Below are 16,566 nucleotides of genomic sequence, written 5' to 3'. Positions count from 1 at the left end.
GGTTTCTGCGATAAAACTCGCTAAATAACACGAAAACCAAGTTAAGGTTAACAGCAATAAAAGCTATAATAAAACGAATCCTAATTTATTAATCACTAAAGTCCTATTTTTTGTATGTGTAATCCTCTATGTTAACTAATAATCCCTGTTTTTGCGGCTCAGAAAAAATCTTTGCTAATTGCTGCCAAGTTTTTATTGAAAATAATGAAATAAAAGCAATATATCCTGAGAACCCTGAACAATTAATGCGCTCACGTTTTAGTGCTTATGCCTTGGGGAATGGTCAATACATTTATGACACTTACGCCAAAATAAGCCAAGCTTCACAGTCGGTGAAAGAAATTAATGATTGGGGGAAGTCTTGTACATGGATTGCGCTTAAAATTCATGCAATCAACAATAATTCAAATACAATATATAATGAATATTCTGATCAATTTGTTGAATTTTCGGCTTTTTATATAACAGATAATACTCTGTGTGAATTAAGAGAAAACTCACGTTTTATTCTAGAGAACGTTCCATCAAACCCCGTTATCTTAGAGAATAATGCTGAAGAAAAGCAAAACTTACAATGGCGATATATAGATGGTGATATTATTGAACATAGCGAACTAAAGCAAATAAAACGAAAAGACTTATGCCCTTGCAATAATTACCCTACTGCTTGGTCAATTAAAAAGGGCAAAAAGTTTAAACAATGTTGGGATACGTGAGCAATTAATTAGCTAGTAAATTAGCTTAATTAGCCAGATTAATTAGCCAGGACACTCGCTTATAAGGTATCTTAAAATAATAACTGATGCCAACGCTCAAGTACTGCTTTGGTTGACCATCCTTTTGCAGTATTTTCATCGATAAACAATACCGTGTGTGTATGGTTACTCATAATAGCGTAAGCGCAAACATCAATGGCAAACACCTGAGTTAGGCTAAGTAATTTATCCTCTACCCAACCTCGCCTGTGGTCAAAGTTTTTCCCTGTATTTTTATCTTCACCGCATAAAAAAGCACGACGAACACAACGAGAAATACAGTGATAATAAGGTGTATCAGCTAAGCTAATCAATTGTTTTCTGGCAGTTGTCATGGAATCCCTCCCACTTGCAGGTTATTTATTAACCTTAGTTGAGAAGTCTGTGTTGTTCAAATTTAAACAACTGCCTCTGTTAATTAGTTAATGCTTTTTAGGCAGTTTAAATTGAAACTTCGGTTGATTATAATAGCTTAAGCATTATATATATGCTTTCGCTTTATAAATTTTAGAAAGGATCACCATGTCTAGCTATAACGAATCTCCAGAGGAAATTGAACAAGCCACTAAAGGCTATGTGATGCAACAAACCATGTTGCGTATTAAAGATCCAAAGCCGTCGCTCGAATTTTATCAAAATGTATTAGGTATGAAGTTATTAGGTAAATATGACTTTCCTGACATGAAGTTTACTTTGTACTTTTTAGGCTACGAACCAGAGCAACCGCAAGGTGATGATAAAACAAAAGCTAAATGGGTATTTGGTCGCCCTGCGCTAATTGAGCTTACTCATAATTGGGGAACTGAAAACGACGATAGCTTTGAGGGCTACCACAGCGGCAACCAAGAGCCTAAAGGCTTTGGCCATATTGGTATTAGCGTGCCAGATGTTTATGCCGCCAGTGAACGCTTTGCAAAATACGATGTAGAGTTTGTAAAAAAACCGGATGATGGCTCAATGAAAGGCCTAGCATTTATAAAAGACCCTGACGGCTACTGGATAGAAATACTCTCACCAGAAGGCATTACCGATATTATTTTTGGTAAATAACCTGCTTACTAAATACTAAAAAACCAGCTGTAAAGCTGGTTTTTATTCAAATAAACAATTAGCTATAAGTAAAAGTCACTTCATCCATTTTAGCTAAAACTTGACCGACTATCCTTGTTAATTATTAATCGGCATAACCACTGCCAATGGCACTAAACGGTAATTCTAGTTCAAGCTCTGGTATTTGAAGAGCTACCCAAGCGACAAAGGTATTACTATTTGGACCTGGAATAACTTGATATTCATTTGGCCAAGGGTAAACCGCTATGGCTGCTTTAATTTGGGGAATAAGCTTAGCGGCCTTCTCTCCTTTAATCGAAAGCAATAATTCAGGTTTGGATCCGAACCAATATCTATCAGGTGTCACCGTTTCGTATTCTCTTATAGCAGATAAGCCACGTTCTACTTGCCAACCTGTAACTTCATAAACACTATACTTAGTTGCTTTTTCTTCTTTAATTGCAATCCAAGGGTGAACCGCAAACCAACCACGCCAGCTATACGCATCGGCAGCATAAAATTCAATAATAGCTCTGCTATCTTCACTAGGAGGAGTAGCAATACCCGCAGGCTCTCGGCTCGCTGTACGCCAATTAGTATTTGAACAAGCACTAATAAATAATACAACGCAAACAATAATCAAAGTTCTCATATACCCTACTTGTCTTATACATTATATTTCACTGAAACCATTGATGGCTTATTTCTGTTTACCGAGCTACTAAGCTAACGTAAACGACATTTTTTATCCCTGCCACACGGACAAGGATCGTTGCGACCCACGGGTGCTAATTAACTAATAAGTACACTGTTCTCTAAAATAATATGAGCGACTGTCCTTGCTAATTGTAATTACGAGACAAATTGAATCTACATCTTTAGTGTAAAGAATATCCATCGCATCAATGACGAGTGCAATGTCGGTGGCATTTTTACCTTTGGTAAGATCAAATTGTTGGATAGGTTGAATGGCATATTCATGAAGAACATCTTCCCAAGGTTTAATACAGTGACTTTTCCAGTTTCCATAAGCCTTACGAATGTTAACAACACCATAACGTGCAAGTTCAGACAAAATAACATCAATCTTTGCAGCAGGCGCATTATCAGCATCAATAAATAATGCGATTTTTTCCTTGTCCTTCAAAATTTGATTCCTTTCAAGTTCTGTATAATCTATTTATGCCATACCCTCATAAAATTTCAACTCATTTCACTATTTGAGCATAAGGGCTAAATATTTAATTGACTGTCCTTATTATTTTTTTAGTTATTTGTACTAATAATACGATTTTTTCCCTGCTGTTTAGCTTGATAAAGATTCTTATCAGCTAAATCTAATAACTCATTCGCAGAGCTATCTTTATTGGGGATAGCACTAGCCACTCCAATACTCATGGTGACATAATCTGACACCGTAGATTTTATATGGGGAATTTTTTCCGATTGTAATCTTTGCATAAACAGATTTAATTCATCAACACATTGAGCTGCCAGCGTTTCGGGTAATATCATGGCAAATTCTTCACCACCTATTCGAGCAGCCAAGTCTGCAGGACGGCTAAAACACTTTCCCCACAGAACTGCTATCGCTCTAAGACAATGATCACCTTTTTGGTGACCATACTGATCGTTATATTGCTTGAAAAAGTCTAAATCACCAATCACCAATGTTAGAGGTTTTTTACTACGTTCACACCGCTTCCATTCAATATTTAAGGCGTCATCAAATTTTCTTCTATTGGCTAATGATGTCAGTGAATCCTGATTAGACAATTCTAATAATTCTAAATTCTTTTGGCGTAATTGTTGATCCTGCATTTCGTAACGATGAAGTTCTTCAAGTAATTTTTTTCTTGGTGCAGTCATCAAATCTTTAAGCTGTATGGGGGATTTTAGAAATAGCACTAAATGTCGTTTAAATACCCAATAAAAAATCAACATAGGAAAACTATAGCTTAAAGCTAGTATCAATTTACCGGTTATATTATCCATGATGATATTGCTTAGGTTTTCATCCAAACCAATCGCAATCAGAGGAAATAGCAAACCATCAATACATAAAATAACGATAAATGCAGTAGTATAAATAAAGGCAAGAAAAGAAATATTAAAGATAACTTTACGAATTTGAATAAACAAAAACAGTAAGATTAATAACTCTAAAATTATTAATCCTCCACCTATTAACAGCATTGAAAAAGAAGTCTGAAATATATCTATCGAAATATTAAGATGATTAATAACCACATCTGAATCAAGCAACAAACTGTAAAGTTTAAAACTAAGATAAGTAAGCGTATTCACCAGTAAAACTAGCTTCATTACATTATTGATAACGCTGACGTTACGTTCAATTATTATCAGCATGGTAATACTCATCATGAAAGCACCAAAAGCGATAGTTCCGCCTGAAATAACGATATTTTCGCTTAACTTAAATGAATAAATACTACCGAGCACGCCACCTAAAACTAATACAGCACTGATATATACATAAAATAAGATCGTGCGTGATTTAGGTTTTACAGTGGTTAATAACAGAGGGAAAATTGAATATATAGCAACGTTAAGTAAAAAAGCACTTAGAACATTCATGGTCTGTTTCTTATTATTAGTTATTGTTTTTATGATGGTTTAAAACAAACATCACTACTGTAGAGTATTGTATAGCTTAAATGAGGCTATTACATAAAGTTTCATTAGGAAATAATCCCAATTTTCTTCAGATTGAACAAGTTACTCTTTTAATCCAATCAACAAACGTTAAAAAGTTTACAGGATTGTAAAGGGTCGCTTCATACAAGTTATTTATTAACCTTAGTTGAGAAGTCTGTGTTGTTCAAATTTGAAAATTTGAGCGACTTACCTTGTTGATTTTGTAATTTTGTTAATTACACTCATTAATCGGCATAACCACTGCCAATGGCACTAAACGGTAATTCTAGTTCAAGTTCTGGTATTTGAAGAGCCACCCAAGCGACAAAGGTATTACTATTTGGACCTGGAATAACTTGATATTCATTTGGCCAAGGGTAAACCGCTATGGCTGCTTTAATTTGGGGAATAAGCTTAGCGGTCTTCTTTCCTTTAATCGAAAGCAATAATTCAGGTTTGGATCCGAACCAAAATTTATGAATTTAACTAGGACACTCGCTTATAAAGCAAACCTAATATAATTTGAGCGACTGTCCTTTTTGATTTGAACTTAACTAATAAAATAACCACAACCCTTAAAAATTATTACCCACATGTACTTGATTGGTTTAAAGAAAAAGATACTCAGGTGTTTTGTGATTTCATCATGCGCTGGCCATCTCTTGAGCAAGTCAAACGCGCAAGAAAACAAACATTAATTGATTTTTTTAACCAACATAATTCACGTTACCCAGCAGTCAATGAAAAGCGTATTCAGGAGATAAAAAGCGCAGAAGCACTTACCACAGATAATGCGATTATCTCGCCTAACAAACTACTCGTTGAATGTTTAACCGCTCAACTTAAACAGTTAATGGTCGCTATTGAGCGCTTTGATGTTGAGATAAAAGCAATATATAGAAACCATAAGGACAAGTTCATCTTTGACAGTTTACCTGGTGCAGGCCCACAAATAGCTCCGCGTTTATTGGCCGCAATGGGCTCAAATAGAGAGCGTTATCAGTCATGTGAAGAGGTTCAAAAGTATGCTGGCATAGCGCCTGTAACAGAGCGAAGCGGTAAAAAAGAATGGATACATTGGCGCTACTCCTGTACTAAATTTTTACGACAAACCTTTGTTGAATCGGCGGGGTTATCTGTTCGTTATTCTTTTTGGGCGAAAGCGTATTACCAACAACAAGCTGCTAAAGGAAAACCGCACAATACGATAATTAGAGCATTGGCTTTTAAGTGGATAAGGATATTATTTCGGTGTTGGAAAACAAGTACGGCATATGATGAACCTACCTACCTTGCCGCTTTGAAAAGTAAGGGATCACCACTATTGAAATATGCGGTGGAAAGTAAGTTTTAATACTTGCTGTCCACCTCAGGGCGTGTTGTTAGCTGCAATTATGGGCGTAAAAATTAAAATACAAGCTCAATAGCTTGCCTTGCTGTGGTATATAATGTTTTTATCATTAACTCTAAGACCCAACGAATAAACTTAGCACTCATATCTTTGACCACATGATTTCTCTTACCTGAAAACACGAGCATGTGCCCTAATAGACCTCTTAATTCTTCCGCTATTTCTTTAGATTTCACGATAGTCTCGTGTAAGCAACGTGCAAGTATATCGTAAAATGACAATCCTACACTGATAGAAGCTTGTGCAACAATAAGAGCATATTGCCCTGTTTTCTTTAAAAGTGTCACTAACGCATCTGTGATGATTTGCTGCCACCGTTGAGAAAACGAAGCGTTATGACGCTGCTCATATTTAAGTACTATGTGATTGTAATGTTGTGTTTTAAGCGCAGCCCCCATACTACTGTAATCCTTATAAGCATTTACAGTATTGACATATCCTGGCGCAGACTTTGCCATAGAGTGAGCACCTAGACTAAAAAAAGCGCCACTATTCATTGCGGTTTGATATTCACCTACGGTATGAGTAAAAGGCCAAACAGGTACATTCGGTACAGGGTCTGCGCCATGAGTCACACGGTAATGCTCTATATTAGTAGATGCTCTATGTGCGGAGTTTTGAAGTACAACACGTGGTGCGCCAAACGTATACAGTTTAGTTGCTAAGCCACGTTCACTTGCCCAAATAGCAGTTAATTCAGCAATTGCCCCACCTAAACTATGACCCACAATATGTAAACATTGTGGTTTATGTTGTGTTACGTATTGGTTAAACGAAGATTGCATACTGCTAAAAGCTTTTTGAAAACCTGAATGTACTTCAAGGTTTTTAGGGCCAAGTGTTACTGCGACATTAGCGTTCGTTAACCAATCGGCAAATGAGGAAAACTTAGTGCCACGAACACCAATAATATGATGATTTTTAAATTGTGGAGAAATACCTTGAGCTGTTAACGCAAAGCCTGTACTGCGATTAAGTATTTGATTTATTACACCGCCACTAATGCCTTGTATTTGGCTGTTAGTAATTTTGAAATTACGTATAAAATCAAGATGGAATTCATCGACAAATTCTTTTGATTTTCTAATATCATAGACTCTATCGGCAACACTTGCCGCAATGCTTGGCGATATTGTTTTATTCATAGTTTTGCTTCCTTTCCTGTAAAACGATCCGTTAGTGTATTAAAATCCCCATTTTCAACAATATACTGATTTTCCCCATCATAAAGTAGAAAAGGGATGTAGTCATCATCCCAACGACAAATGCTAGAGGCTTGGTATTCTCGATTATTGGGATTGTTATTTTTAAACTGAAAACTCACTCGTTTGTTGGTTAATTCACAGTTCAAAAAAGCTAACTTTTTAGTGTATTCAGGTATTTCGGTAATGCCAACATGAGTTGCTATCCAGAGAGGAATAAGCGTGCCATCATGATTAATGGTGATCTGTTGTGACACTCTATCCTCAGAAAAAGGCTTACTCGGAATGGATGAACGAATACTCTTTTGTGGAAAATGAAAATGCCCTTGCTCATCAGTAGTGGCAGTGTCACGATGATCTTTTTCGTCGATATACATTAATGAGCGAGTAATTTCTATGTTGGCAACGGGTTTACCATTTTCAGTTACTACACCGCTCACTTCTGAACTTAAAAATACGTCTTGTTTTTTAAACCAACCAAACATATCAACTCCTTGGCTTATTATTGGGAACATGAGTGCACATGAAATAACTAAGAATAAAAAGGAACGAAAACGAAGAGGTGAAATAAAGAGTTTCTTACGCTTAATCATTAGCTGTCCTTGCTGAATTATTTTTTGTAATTTTATCTGATAGACCAAATGAAGTAAATACTATATGGAATGCTTTTGAGAATACTGGCTATAAGAGATGATTTGCAGCTAACGCCCAAATAACAGGCTTAAAATTGTTTGCTAAAATGTTTGAGGAACGAAAAACAGCAAACTGTTTTAAGTCCTAGTTAATTTGCTTGTTAGCTGTCATCTCATGTTTTCAGAGTCATAACGACAAATTTGGCACTTGAAGTCTTCCTCTAAATAGCTTTGATAAAGAGACTCATCATCAACAATACCGCCATTTATACAACTCGTATCCCAATTACCATCATCATCTTCGATCATTCCGATAGGGCCTGCACATTGAACACTTTCAAGTAAAGGTTTGATGACTTTTTCATAATGATAAGTTTGCTTACCTTTCAATATGCTCAAATCACCGGCATTTGCTTGAAGTAATTTAACTATCCCAACACTAGCACTTGAATCAACACCAGCTTCGTTTGCCATTTCTTCAATATAGTTTTCGTTATCCAGTAAAAATTCTAAAACTTCCAAGTTCATTTGTAATACTCCATTGGTGGATTGTGACAGCTAACGCCGCATTAAGCGGCGAGAAACAGTTTGCTAAAATGTGAAGCGGAACCGAGCAAACTGTTACGAGTCCGACTTTAATGCCTTGTATGGAGTTTTTTACCCGCGGACTCTTGTTTATTTCCTTTGCGGTGATAATAGTGAAACTATGAGAGTTAACCGTTAAAATTGCATTTTTACTAATGCATTTGAAATAATGGTTTTTACCCTTCGATTCTATATCCTCAAGCGGGGTTGATAATAGGATTTCTTTTAAATAACCTTCTGTTTCAACGTCTGAAAAATGAGTGACATTTAGATTTTTTCTTATTCTCAAAAATCCTAAAGCAGTATTTTTAAAACCTTCAGTTATCGACACTTTCAAAGCTTGATTCATACTTAAACTCATAGACATAATGACTCCCCACAAAGTGCTAGCCTCTAAATTCGTGGGTTAGTTTTACAAACCAGAGCCATAATATATTTATCAACAATATAAAATAGAGGCTAGCATGAATAAACATAACATACTTTTCATTGGCTTAGATACCCATAAAGTATCTACTGAAGTTGCACACATTGAAGACCAACGTGGCGCAAAAACTGTTCATCAAGGAAAAATTAAAACAACCAAAGCAGCAATCACTAAACTTGCTCGGTGAATTTAACTAGGACACTCGCTTATAAAGCAAACCTAATATAATTTGAGCGACTGTCCTTTTTGATTGTGTCTTTTTGATTGTGTGAGCGACTGTCCTTTTTGATTGTGTTAGGTGCAAAATTTAATATTGCCCTTTTAACCACCTTTTTGCTGTAAGCTTTTCAAGCTTTCTTCTGTATTTCTTAGGTGAAAATTCTTCCGTATTTCCCTTCATAACATTAAAAATATCTTCGGTGATTATTGCTCCAATTGCATGAATGGCTTCATGCCGATTCAGTCCTTGCCTTGTAAGTTTTGCAATAGTTTCAGGTATTAAATCAACCTCCATAGCTAATTGATTTTCAACTATTACATGAATTGATGAATGTACACTTAAAGCATCCTCGGTTAATTCGTGATCTAAACCAATATGGAAATCATGAACTAATTCAATTCTTGTAGCTTCATCTAGGGCTAACCAGTTTTCGGGTTCTACTGCTTTATTGGGATTATATGTATCCATGTTGCCTCGAATGCATGAGTTGTCTTTGCACCTAACGCCGTTTTAAGCGGCAAATTGCTGTTGGCTAAAATAAGTGAGGCACGTATATGGACTCCTCTTGCATAGCAAGCCGTTAATCGTAATAAATTTAAATGTATGTAGCAAGTTCACGTATATTCGGTTTCTGATGGGGAGCTACCCCGAACCTTAATGGCTTAATCCACTTACAAAGCTCCTTAACGAGTAAGAGGTATTTGAATACCGTCGTGCCTCACAGGTTTTGCCTTGCGTGCGTTGATACACTTTACATTATTATTTTACGACTGCTTATACTCGGTTAACTTAGTTACTTTTTCAAGGTTTATCAAACACTACTGAGCTAAAGGTGTTCGATATTCTTCACCACTCTTCAAAATAGCCCATGCCATTCTGACTAGCTTATTGGCGTAAGCAACCGCAGTTTTGTTTAAATGATTCTTTGATAGTTGCTCTCTTATCCAACAACTCAACCCATCTTGCTTGTCTTTAATTCGACTAACAACTGAACGTGCTCCATGAACAAGTAATGAGCGTAAACACCTATCACCTCGTTTCGTTATCCCTAATAACTTATTATTTCCACCCGTTCCTGAATGAGCAGGAACTACACCAACGCTTGCGCTGGCATCACGACCACACTTATACGCTGAGCCATCTCCCAATCTTGCATAAAGCGCACTGGCAATTATCCAAGCAACACCTGGCAACGCAATCAATCGTATACAAACAGGTACTTCCTTAGCTCTAGCAACTAATCTATTCGTTGATTCATCAATTTGACCATCCAGCAACAAAAGTTGATCGAGTAGATCCCTTAAAATAAATCGACTAGACGTCGTCAACTCATTCTCTGCATCTTCCAGGAAACATGGTAAATCTTTGCGTATTTTAGCAATACCTTTAGGAATTTTAACCCCATATTCTAGGCCTAAGCCCCTTATTCTATTTGCTGTTTGAGTGCGTTGTTTTACATAGCCTTGTCGTAGCTTAAGTAAACTTGCCAAGTCTTGCTGATCAAGGTTTTTTACTTGGACAAAATAAGTTTTAGGACGATTAATTGACTCATAAATAGCTAACGCATCGTTAGCATCATTTTTATTACCTGTGCGGTATTTTGCGGCAATATGTGCAGGAACAAGTAATACTTTATGACCACTTTGTTGAAAACGACGCCCCCAATAATGAGCGGTTCCGCATGCTTCCATGCAAATAGTTGCTTCTGGGTGCTGGGCGATAAACTGAACCATTTTAGCTTGGCTCATTTTATTATTAGATTTCATTACGCCATATTTATTAAATAAGGCAACTTGGAAAACAGTTTTAGCTAAATCGATACTGATAGTGGTAGAATTTTTCATGGTTTGGGCTCCTAATGATTCGCGTCTTCACCTTAACCTATTTGGTCAAAGGTGAGGAGTCCATACCATTGAACAAAAAGCCAACTGTAATTTGTCCGACTTGAAAACCCTTGTTAGGTATTTAATTCAGCTACATTATTTTATGCTTTGACTACTACCAAATAGTTTCTTTAGATGCTATTTGGTAGTAGTCAGAATGTTCATCTAGGTTATTATTGTTTTCCACAAGCATCAATGAAGTCTTGAGGTTCAATCACGATTTGTTGTCTATGGCTTTCAACGTTTTTCTCTATCGCTGTGCGATCAAAAGTAATAGTGCAACCTTTTCTATTCGTTGCCTCAACCAAAGATAAATCTTTATCTATTTTGCTGATTATAAGTGATGATTGTTCATATTCCCATATGCTACTGTCTTTAGATTCTATAGGTAGAAGCTCCAAAACCTGAGTGCCGTATTCGTTTGTTAAAGTAAGCTTTACTTTAATAACCTCATTAGTATTGTTTTTAATAATTCCCCAGTAAATATTTGAACATGCACTAAGTAGTATAGGTATAAGTATTATCAATAAATACTTATACCAATTTCTTAATCTTTCCATAATATTTCAGAACTCCATATTAATCGTTTAACATCTATTTCTATTGCCATAGAGTCATTTATTCTTTGACGCTTTTCTGGTTGTCGTTTACTAGCATCATAGTATTTCATTAAATCCAGTTTACCTTTGTTTGGGTATCCAGGAGTTGATGATTTTACATTTTGCAATAGCGCGTTGGTCGAGCCTTTATGACCCCAAGATAAACTGATACCGCCAACATACATTAAAACAGAATGACCAAATTCATGCGCTGAAGTAAGCTTAAAATCATCATCGATTGCTTTTTCTGGGGCACCAAGAGCTTGTATACCTTTTTGATAAACGAAACTTGCATCTATACCTAATATCGCGGGGTTCATTGATCTAGCATAGTCAGGGCTCTCTTCAATCATTAAATCAACGGGAATGGCATCACTGCTACTTTTATGCAAAGCGTTGACTATTACGTTAAAGCGCACCCCATCAACCGTGATAGTGTTAGACCAATACTGTTTAATACCCGCCATAGCGAGAGCTTTTAATTTACTATAATCTGCCTGCCTTAAATTATTTTGCTTAAAGTTAAGAAATACGTTAATGCTGATGGTTCTTAAACGACTATTAATGGTTGTTTTAGCCCATGTTGCTCGGTGAGCGCCATTATGAACTTTTACTTCTCTTCTTCTGCCTTGCCTAGAAGGACCCACTCTTCTCATTCGAAAATTTGTGGTTGGTTTATCAATCGCTTTATGTAAATGTTCTTCAAATCTTTCTAAGGTAAGGGCATTTTTTTGCGGGTTTGCGGTGGCTAAATCCATTTTATACTCCATATTATTAAGAGATTATATTAACTAAGGGATAGTTAACAATCATCCTTGATTACTTTAAGTGCAGCACTATATCGCTTCGGATATTTTATTGTCAAGTAGTATAGTCGACCAAGAGTTGCAACTATCTCCTAAATACCTAACGCCCAAATAACAGGCTAAAAATAGTGGGCTAAAATGGAGCAAAGCGAACAGCCCGCTGTTTTTAGTCCTTGTTGATTTTCTTGTTAAGCCTCTATTGTGAAAAAACACCTAAATATTTTAAAAGTATTAAAAATATCATCGTACTGCCTGAGACTAGCCATAACCAAAAAAATAATATACCTAAAAAGCGATCTAATTTATTTGTGTGCTTAAGTACAACGTTTGAATTAGCATACATAAATGATAAGGGACTATTCTCAAACTTTTTACTCCATGAAATAGGAAGAGCCATTGCTTTAGCCACATTTAAAATATCCCAACCACTTGCCAGCTCACTTCCAAGAGCGTCTTTTGTTTTAGGGTTTTTTCTAAGCTTACGCACTGTAACTTGACCAAATACAACATAAAAAATTAATGCAAAAAAACCAATTGCGGCAGAAACGGCTAATAGCTGTGAAAATAAACTCATATCTAATTCACTAATGTCATTATAGAGTCATACCATTTGCCGCTATTACTTTTAAACTCATTGTTAACAGCAATAGAAGTTATTGCTGCGGTACCTGCAACAGCTAAGCCACCAACGATAAGGCCCATCCAACCAACTGGTGTTGCAAAAATTAGAATCGCTAAGCCAGCTTCAACTACTAAAGTCCCCGTTATTGCACTAGCAGCAAAACTGCTTGATTCAATAAACATTTCACGCTCCCAATTGGCGTCAGCTTTATAACTATTATGAATATTACCCACACGACTACCAAAGTCGATAACTGCTAACCCATTACCTAAAAATTTAGCGTGTTTCGCCAATTTAACAATATTGTCGGCTTGAACAGGGTTAATTAAATCGAGTTTAGCAATGCTTCTGCTGCTTTTAGCTATATTTGCACCTCTATCAAAATTAGTCATAGGCGTACCACGACCTGATTTTACGTGGCTTGTTACTACTTTTATCTCGTGCTTAAAGCCATTCTGCATTTTATCAAAAGATATTTTTGCTTTTTGCTTAGCTGCTACATTAGCAGGAGATTTAATTATTGATACTTGACGATATTCCATTAAAGCCGATTGGTAGTCTTTTACTGCTCCAACAAAACCACCCATTCTATTAGCGTAAACGCTGGCTGATGCACCCATCAACCCTACATTGTACTCTTGTAATTTAGAAGTAATAGTAGAAAGCGCTATTAGATTATCTCCACCAAAAGATAAAGCTAAGTTTGTAAGATTTTTTGCAATTGAAGGATTGGACAATTTTGCTAGTGAAGTTGCACCAATAGTAGAATGACCGTTTTGTAATAAATAAGGTTTATTAGCAATAATCAACTCTGGATTAGGACATGTAAGAGAAGAAGCCTGCTCAATTTCAATACCACAGTCATTTTTAAACGCACTTGCGCTAAAATTTCGATTACATAAAATTATTTCACTCATTTTTTAAGTTCCTTTTAAAGTTTGAATTATACTCTAAACGTTGATTTAGAGGTTTAGACATAATGACTCCCCACAAAGTGCTAGCCTCTAAATTCGTGGGTTAGTTTTACAAACCAGAGCCATAATATATTTATCAACAATATAAAATAGAGGCTAGCATGAATAAACATAACATACTTTTCATTGGCTTAGATACCCATAAAGTATCTACTGAAGTTGCACACATTGAAGACCAACGTGGCGCAAAAACTGTTCATCAAGGAAAAATTAAAACAACCAAAGCAGCAATCACTAAACTTGCTCGGCAATATCAATCTAAATACCCTAATGCGACATTGCATTTTGTTTATGAAGCAGGTCCATGTGGCTATTGGATTTACCGTCTACTGACAAGTTTAGGTCATTGCTGTTATGTCGTTGCGCCATCGCTTATCCCTAAAAAACCAGGAGATAAAGTCAAAACCGATAAACGTGATGCAATGAAGTTGGCCAAACTCCTTAAAGACGAGGAGCTAACCCCGATTTATGTCCCCGAGCCTGAAGACGAAGCAATACGTGATTTATCCAGGGCAAGAGAAACCGCTATGAAAGACTTAAAAGATGCTAAATTCCAACTTAAAGGTTTATTTCTGCGCAACAACATCACCTGCAAAGTGAATGACAATTGGTCAAATCAACATTTACGTTGGCTAACTGAGTTAGTTTTGCCGCATCCAAGCCAACAAATTGTGCTGCAAGAAATGATACAAACCATTACCGAACGTATTAAGCGCGTTGAACGATTAGTTAATGAATTAGCACATCAAGCAAAACTATGGCGCTATTATCCCGTCGTTCAAGCATTGCAAGCGATGCGAGGTATTCGTTTTTTAGTCGCTGTAGGTACCATTGCTGAGTTAGGTGATTTAAGACGCTTTGACCACCCGAGAAAGCTAATGGCTTACTTAGGATTAGTTCCCAAAGAAAACTCAAGTGGGGATAATCGAAAGCTAGGCGGCATCACTAAATGTGGTAATGGCCGAGCACGTCGATTATTAATTGAAGGGGCTCAAACCTATAAGCACAACGCAAACGTGTCAACCGAGCTACAAAAGCGGCAAGAAACACTGCCTAAGGTCGTTATTGATATTGCTTGGAAAGCCCAACTAAGGCTTTGCCGACGATACAAACGCCTGATGCAACGCGGTAAGCATCGTAATATTGTTGTCGCTGCCATTGCCCGTGAAATGCTCGCATATATTTGGGCGATATCACGAGAAGTAATATTAGTGCCTGTTGACCCAAGTACGCGTATTTCAAGGGTACCAGCATAATCAAAAAGTGAGTCGTAAATAAAGAAACAACATGAAAAAGAGAAAAGATTAAATGAGAAAAAGTTTTGAGTTAGCGCATGGAGTCAAGCATCGGATGTGGCACAACCACCGAGGGCGTTAGGATGGCAATAGCCTAACGGCCATTGAACCACGAGCATAGACTGAAATTAGGTGTCACGACGGAAAAAGTAAGGTAGGCGCTGTTAGCCAATAGGTTAATAATCCACGAATATCAGCATGATAACCGACGAAATTACTTGCTTCATTCTATGCGTTAACTCACTCAACTTGAAAAGAGAAAAATCATGGCTCGAAAAAAAGCAGGATGTTTTACGGTTTAACTTGACGTGGGGAGTCATACCAACGCCCTGTTAAGGGGCGAATTGTAGTTGGCTATAATGTGAACGGAGCGAAACAGCCAACTGTAATTTGTCCCGCTTTAACAGCTTGTTATAAGGCAACTTCTCCATCAATCTCAAACATATACATCCTCTCTTCTTTGGAGTGCAGAGGGAATGAACAAAAGTGAAGCCAGTTGGGCGGCACATTTTCACTCCAAAAGCGAAATGCTAATTCATCTGTTTGAAGTTCAACGCAAACCATATTTAAGTCAATATCGTAACACTCAGAATACGTTTTGTGGGCAGGATTTGGGAATGTATCTTTATATATTTTATTGTAAGGTGGTTGAAAATGACGAATAAGAGCAGCTTCTGTAAAGTTGATCTTTTGCTGTTCCGTCATCTCGTTATTCAAAACATTCTTTATATGTGTATTATCTTGATCTTCTGTTGTTTCATACTCATCGTGCCTACCGTCAAATGAGGCTAACAATATTTCTTCAAACTCCGAAACAAACAACCAAATTTCTTGGTCAGGTGATTTTCTAATTGCCTCTGAGTAGATACCTTGCAGTGTCTCATGTTTTTTTAGTCTTTCTCCGGCAGTTCTAGCCCCCTCTACACCATACGATTGACCAACATAAAGAATTTCAAGATCAAGGTGAGCTTGATAGTCTGGATTTAATTTAGCTAAAAGCAATGCTGATTTACCGTTTGCTAGAAGCTTTTGAGTTTTATTATCAATAACCTCATATTCAGTGTAAGGATATTCTGATTTAAAAGTTAAATCAGTGGTTCCTAAGTAGTTATTAGTTTTAAAAGGAATTTCTTCAAATGTATCTTTAATTTGTTTTCTAAATATACCTGAAATTAAATCGCCTTCGCATTTAATGGATTCAGGGACTATGGATATTCTGGGTCTACGAGAGATAATATATATATGGGGTTTGATTCCTGTTTGATCTATCAAACTAAGGTGCTCTTGTTGAAGAAGCAACCTTAATCCATTCAACATATTAAGTCCGAATTCTGAAACAAATTTACGATTAGCCACTAGCTCTCCTTGCCTTATAACGCCGCATTAAGCGGATTAAAATAGTGGGTTACAATGTTGAGATACGAAACTTAACCCACTGTTTTAATTC

At 36.6% G+C, this 16,566-nt stretch carries 18 protein-coding genes and 4 pseudogenes; 5 read left to right on the top strand and 17 right to left on the bottom strand.

Annotation, left to right across the window (positions count from 1 at the left end; translation table 11 throughout):
* The first annotated feature begins 128 nt into the window (after positions 1–128).
* Complete coding sequence (locus GQS55_RS09475) at positions 129–716, top strand: YchJ family protein (RefSeq protein ID WP_159820040.1); 588 nt, start codon at positions 129–131, stop codon at positions 714–716.
* Positions 717–796: 80 nt separating this feature from the next.
* Here the strand turns inward: GQS55_RS09475 and GQS55_RS09470 are convergent.
* Positions 797–1,090: pseudogene (locus GQS55_RS09470) on the bottom strand (transposase); the annotation flags it as partial.
* 187 nt (positions 1,091–1,277) lie between these two features.
* Here GQS55_RS09470 and gloA point away from each other — a divergent pair.
* Positions 1,278–1,805 carry a lactoylglutathione lyase gene (gloA, locus tag GQS55_RS09465; RefSeq protein WP_159820038.1) on the top strand — a complete coding sequence of 176 codons (528 nt, stop codon included), beginning with the start codon at positions 1,278–1,280 and terminating at the stop codon, positions 1,803–1,805.
* Positions 1,806–1,929: 124 nt separating this feature from the next.
* Here the strand turns inward: gloA and GQS55_RS09460 are convergent, their stop codons facing one another.
* The 5 genes and pseudogenes from GQS55_RS09460 to GQS55_RS09440 all read right to left on the bottom strand — a co-directional run bounded on the left by GQS55_RS09460 (position 1,930) and on the right by GQS55_RS09440 (position 4,945).
* Positions 1,930–2,457: a DUF3750 domain-containing protein gene (locus GQS55_RS09460; protein ID WP_159820035.1), complete on the bottom strand. Its 528-nt coding sequence runs from the start codon at positions 2,455–2,457 to the stop codon at positions 1,930–1,932.
* A 74-nt stretch (positions 2,458–2,531) separates the two neighbouring features.
* Positions 2,532–2,588 (bottom strand): SEC-C metal-binding domain-containing protein, encoded by a 57-nt coding sequence (locus tag GQS55_RS20290; RefSeq protein WP_159822696.1) that lies wholly within the window; start codon positions 2,586–2,588, stop codon positions 2,532–2,534.
* A gap of 70 nt (positions 2,589–2,658) precedes the next feature.
* Positions 2,659–2,952: pseudogene (locus GQS55_RS09450) on the bottom strand (NYN domain-containing protein); the annotation flags it as partial.
* Between the two features lie 119 nt (positions 2,953–3,071).
* Positions 3,072–4,403 carry a diguanylate cyclase gene (locus GQS55_RS09445; RefSeq protein ID WP_159820033.1) on the bottom strand — a complete coding sequence of 444 codons (1,332 nt, stop codon included), beginning with the start codon at positions 4,401–4,403 and terminating at the stop codon, positions 3,072–3,074.
* Positions 4,404–4,708: 305 nt separating this feature from the next.
* Positions 4,709–4,945 (bottom strand): DUF3750 domain-containing protein, encoded by a 237-nt coding sequence (locus tag GQS55_RS09440; RefSeq protein WP_159822694.1) that lies wholly within the window; start codon positions 4,943–4,945, stop codon positions 4,709–4,711.
* A 62-nt stretch (positions 4,946–5,007) separates the two neighbouring features.
* On the opposite strand from GQS55_RS09440, the pseudogene GQS55_RS09435 reads away from it, so the two are divergent.
* Positions 5,008–5,817, top strand: a pseudogene (locus GQS55_RS09435) (transposase); the annotation flags it as partial.
* A 53-nt stretch (positions 5,818–5,870) separates the two neighbouring features.
* Here GQS55_RS09435 and GQS55_RS09430 read toward each other — a convergent pair.
* From GQS55_RS09430 to GQS55_RS09415, 4 genes are all read right to left on the bottom strand, one after another.
* Positions 5,871–7,019 carry a lipase family protein gene (locus GQS55_RS09430; protein WP_159820031.1) on the bottom strand — a complete coding sequence of 383 codons (1,149 nt, stop codon included), beginning with the start codon at positions 7,017–7,019 and terminating at the stop codon, positions 5,871–5,873.
* Positions 7,016–7,561 (bottom strand): carboxypeptidase-like regulatory domain-containing protein, encoded by a 546-nt coding sequence (locus tag GQS55_RS09425; protein WP_236559813.1) that lies wholly within the window; start codon positions 7,559–7,561, stop codon positions 7,016–7,018. Before GQS55_RS09425 ends, GQS55_RS09430 begins: the two co-directional genes overlap by 4 nt.
* A gap of 315 nt (positions 7,562–7,876) precedes the next feature.
* Positions 7,877–8,236: a hypothetical protein gene (locus GQS55_RS09420; RefSeq protein WP_159820027.1), complete on the bottom strand. Its 360-nt coding sequence runs from the start codon at positions 8,234–8,236 to the stop codon at positions 7,877–7,879.
* Positions 8,202–8,660 (bottom strand): DUF3781 domain-containing protein, encoded by a 459-nt coding sequence (locus GQS55_RS09415; protein WP_236559812.1) that lies wholly within the window; start codon positions 8,658–8,660, stop codon positions 8,202–8,204. The genes GQS55_RS09420 and GQS55_RS09415 overlap by 35 nt, the downstream gene beginning before the upstream one ends.
* A 97-nt stretch (positions 8,661–8,757) precedes the next feature.
* Between GQS55_RS09415 and GQS55_RS09410 the strand changes: the two are divergent.
* Positions 8,758–8,904: pseudogene (locus GQS55_RS09410) on the top strand (IS110 family transposase); the annotation flags it as partial.
* A gap of 123 nt (positions 8,905–9,027) precedes the next feature.
* Here GQS55_RS09410 and GQS55_RS09405 read toward each other — a convergent pair.
* The 6 genes from GQS55_RS09405 to GQS55_RS09380 form a co-directional block, all read right to left on the bottom strand.
* The gene (locus GQS55_RS09405) at positions 9,028–9,408 is read right to left on the bottom strand and encodes a hypothetical protein (RefSeq protein ID WP_159820025.1); all 381 of its coding nucleotides are present in this window, start codon (positions 9,406–9,408) and stop codon (positions 9,028–9,030) included.
* Between the two features lie 350 nt (positions 9,409–9,758).
* On the bottom strand, positions 9,759–10,784 hold the full coding sequence (locus tag GQS55_RS09400; RefSeq protein ID WP_159817298.1) for an IS110 family transposase: 1,026 nt from the start codon (positions 10,782–10,784) through the stop codon (positions 9,759–9,761).
* 212 nt (positions 10,785–10,996) lie between these two features.
* Positions 10,997–11,383, bottom strand: coding sequence for a hypothetical protein (locus tag GQS55_RS09395; RefSeq protein WP_159820023.1), 387 nt, complete (start codon positions 11,381–11,383; stop codon positions 10,997–10,999).
* A complete protein-coding gene (locus tag GQS55_RS09390) occupies positions 11,371–12,180 on the bottom strand; it encodes a hypothetical protein (RefSeq protein ID WP_159820021.1) in 810 nt (269 codons plus the stop codon). Before GQS55_RS09390 ends, GQS55_RS09395 begins: the two co-directional genes overlap by 13 nt.
* A 244-nt stretch (positions 12,181–12,424) precedes the next feature.
* Positions 12,425–12,802 carry a hypothetical protein gene (locus tag GQS55_RS09385; RefSeq protein ID WP_159820019.1) on the bottom strand — a complete coding sequence of 126 codons (378 nt, stop codon included), beginning with the start codon at positions 12,800–12,802 and terminating at the stop codon, positions 12,425–12,427.
* Positions 12,803–12,804: 2 nt separating this feature from the next.
* A complete protein-coding gene (locus tag GQS55_RS09380) occupies positions 12,805–13,767 on the bottom strand; it encodes a hypothetical protein (RefSeq protein WP_159820017.1) in 963 nt (320 codons plus the stop codon).
* A gap of 158 nt (positions 13,768–13,925) precedes the next feature.
* On the opposite strand from GQS55_RS09380, the gene GQS55_RS09375 reads away from it, so the two are divergent.
* Positions 13,926–15,080, top strand: a complete 1,155-nt coding sequence (locus tag GQS55_RS09375; protein WP_159820015.1) for an IS110 family transposase — start codon at positions 13,926–13,928, stop codon at positions 15,078–15,080.
* A 450-nt stretch (positions 15,081–15,530) separates the two neighbouring features.
* On the opposite strand, the gene GQS55_RS09370 is transcribed toward GQS55_RS09375, so the two are convergent.
* Complete coding sequence (locus GQS55_RS09370; RefSeq protein ID WP_159820013.1) at positions 15,531–16,475, bottom strand: hypothetical protein; 945 nt, start codon at positions 16,473–16,475, stop codon at positions 15,531–15,533.
* Positions 16,476–16,566: the final 91 nt, after the last annotated feature.

The organism is Colwellia sp. 20A7, assembly GCF_009832865.1.
Lineage (GTDB): Bacteria > Pseudomonadota > Gammaproteobacteria > Enterobacterales > Alteromonadaceae > Colwellia.
This window is presented reverse-complemented; position numbering and strand designations above follow the sequence as displayed.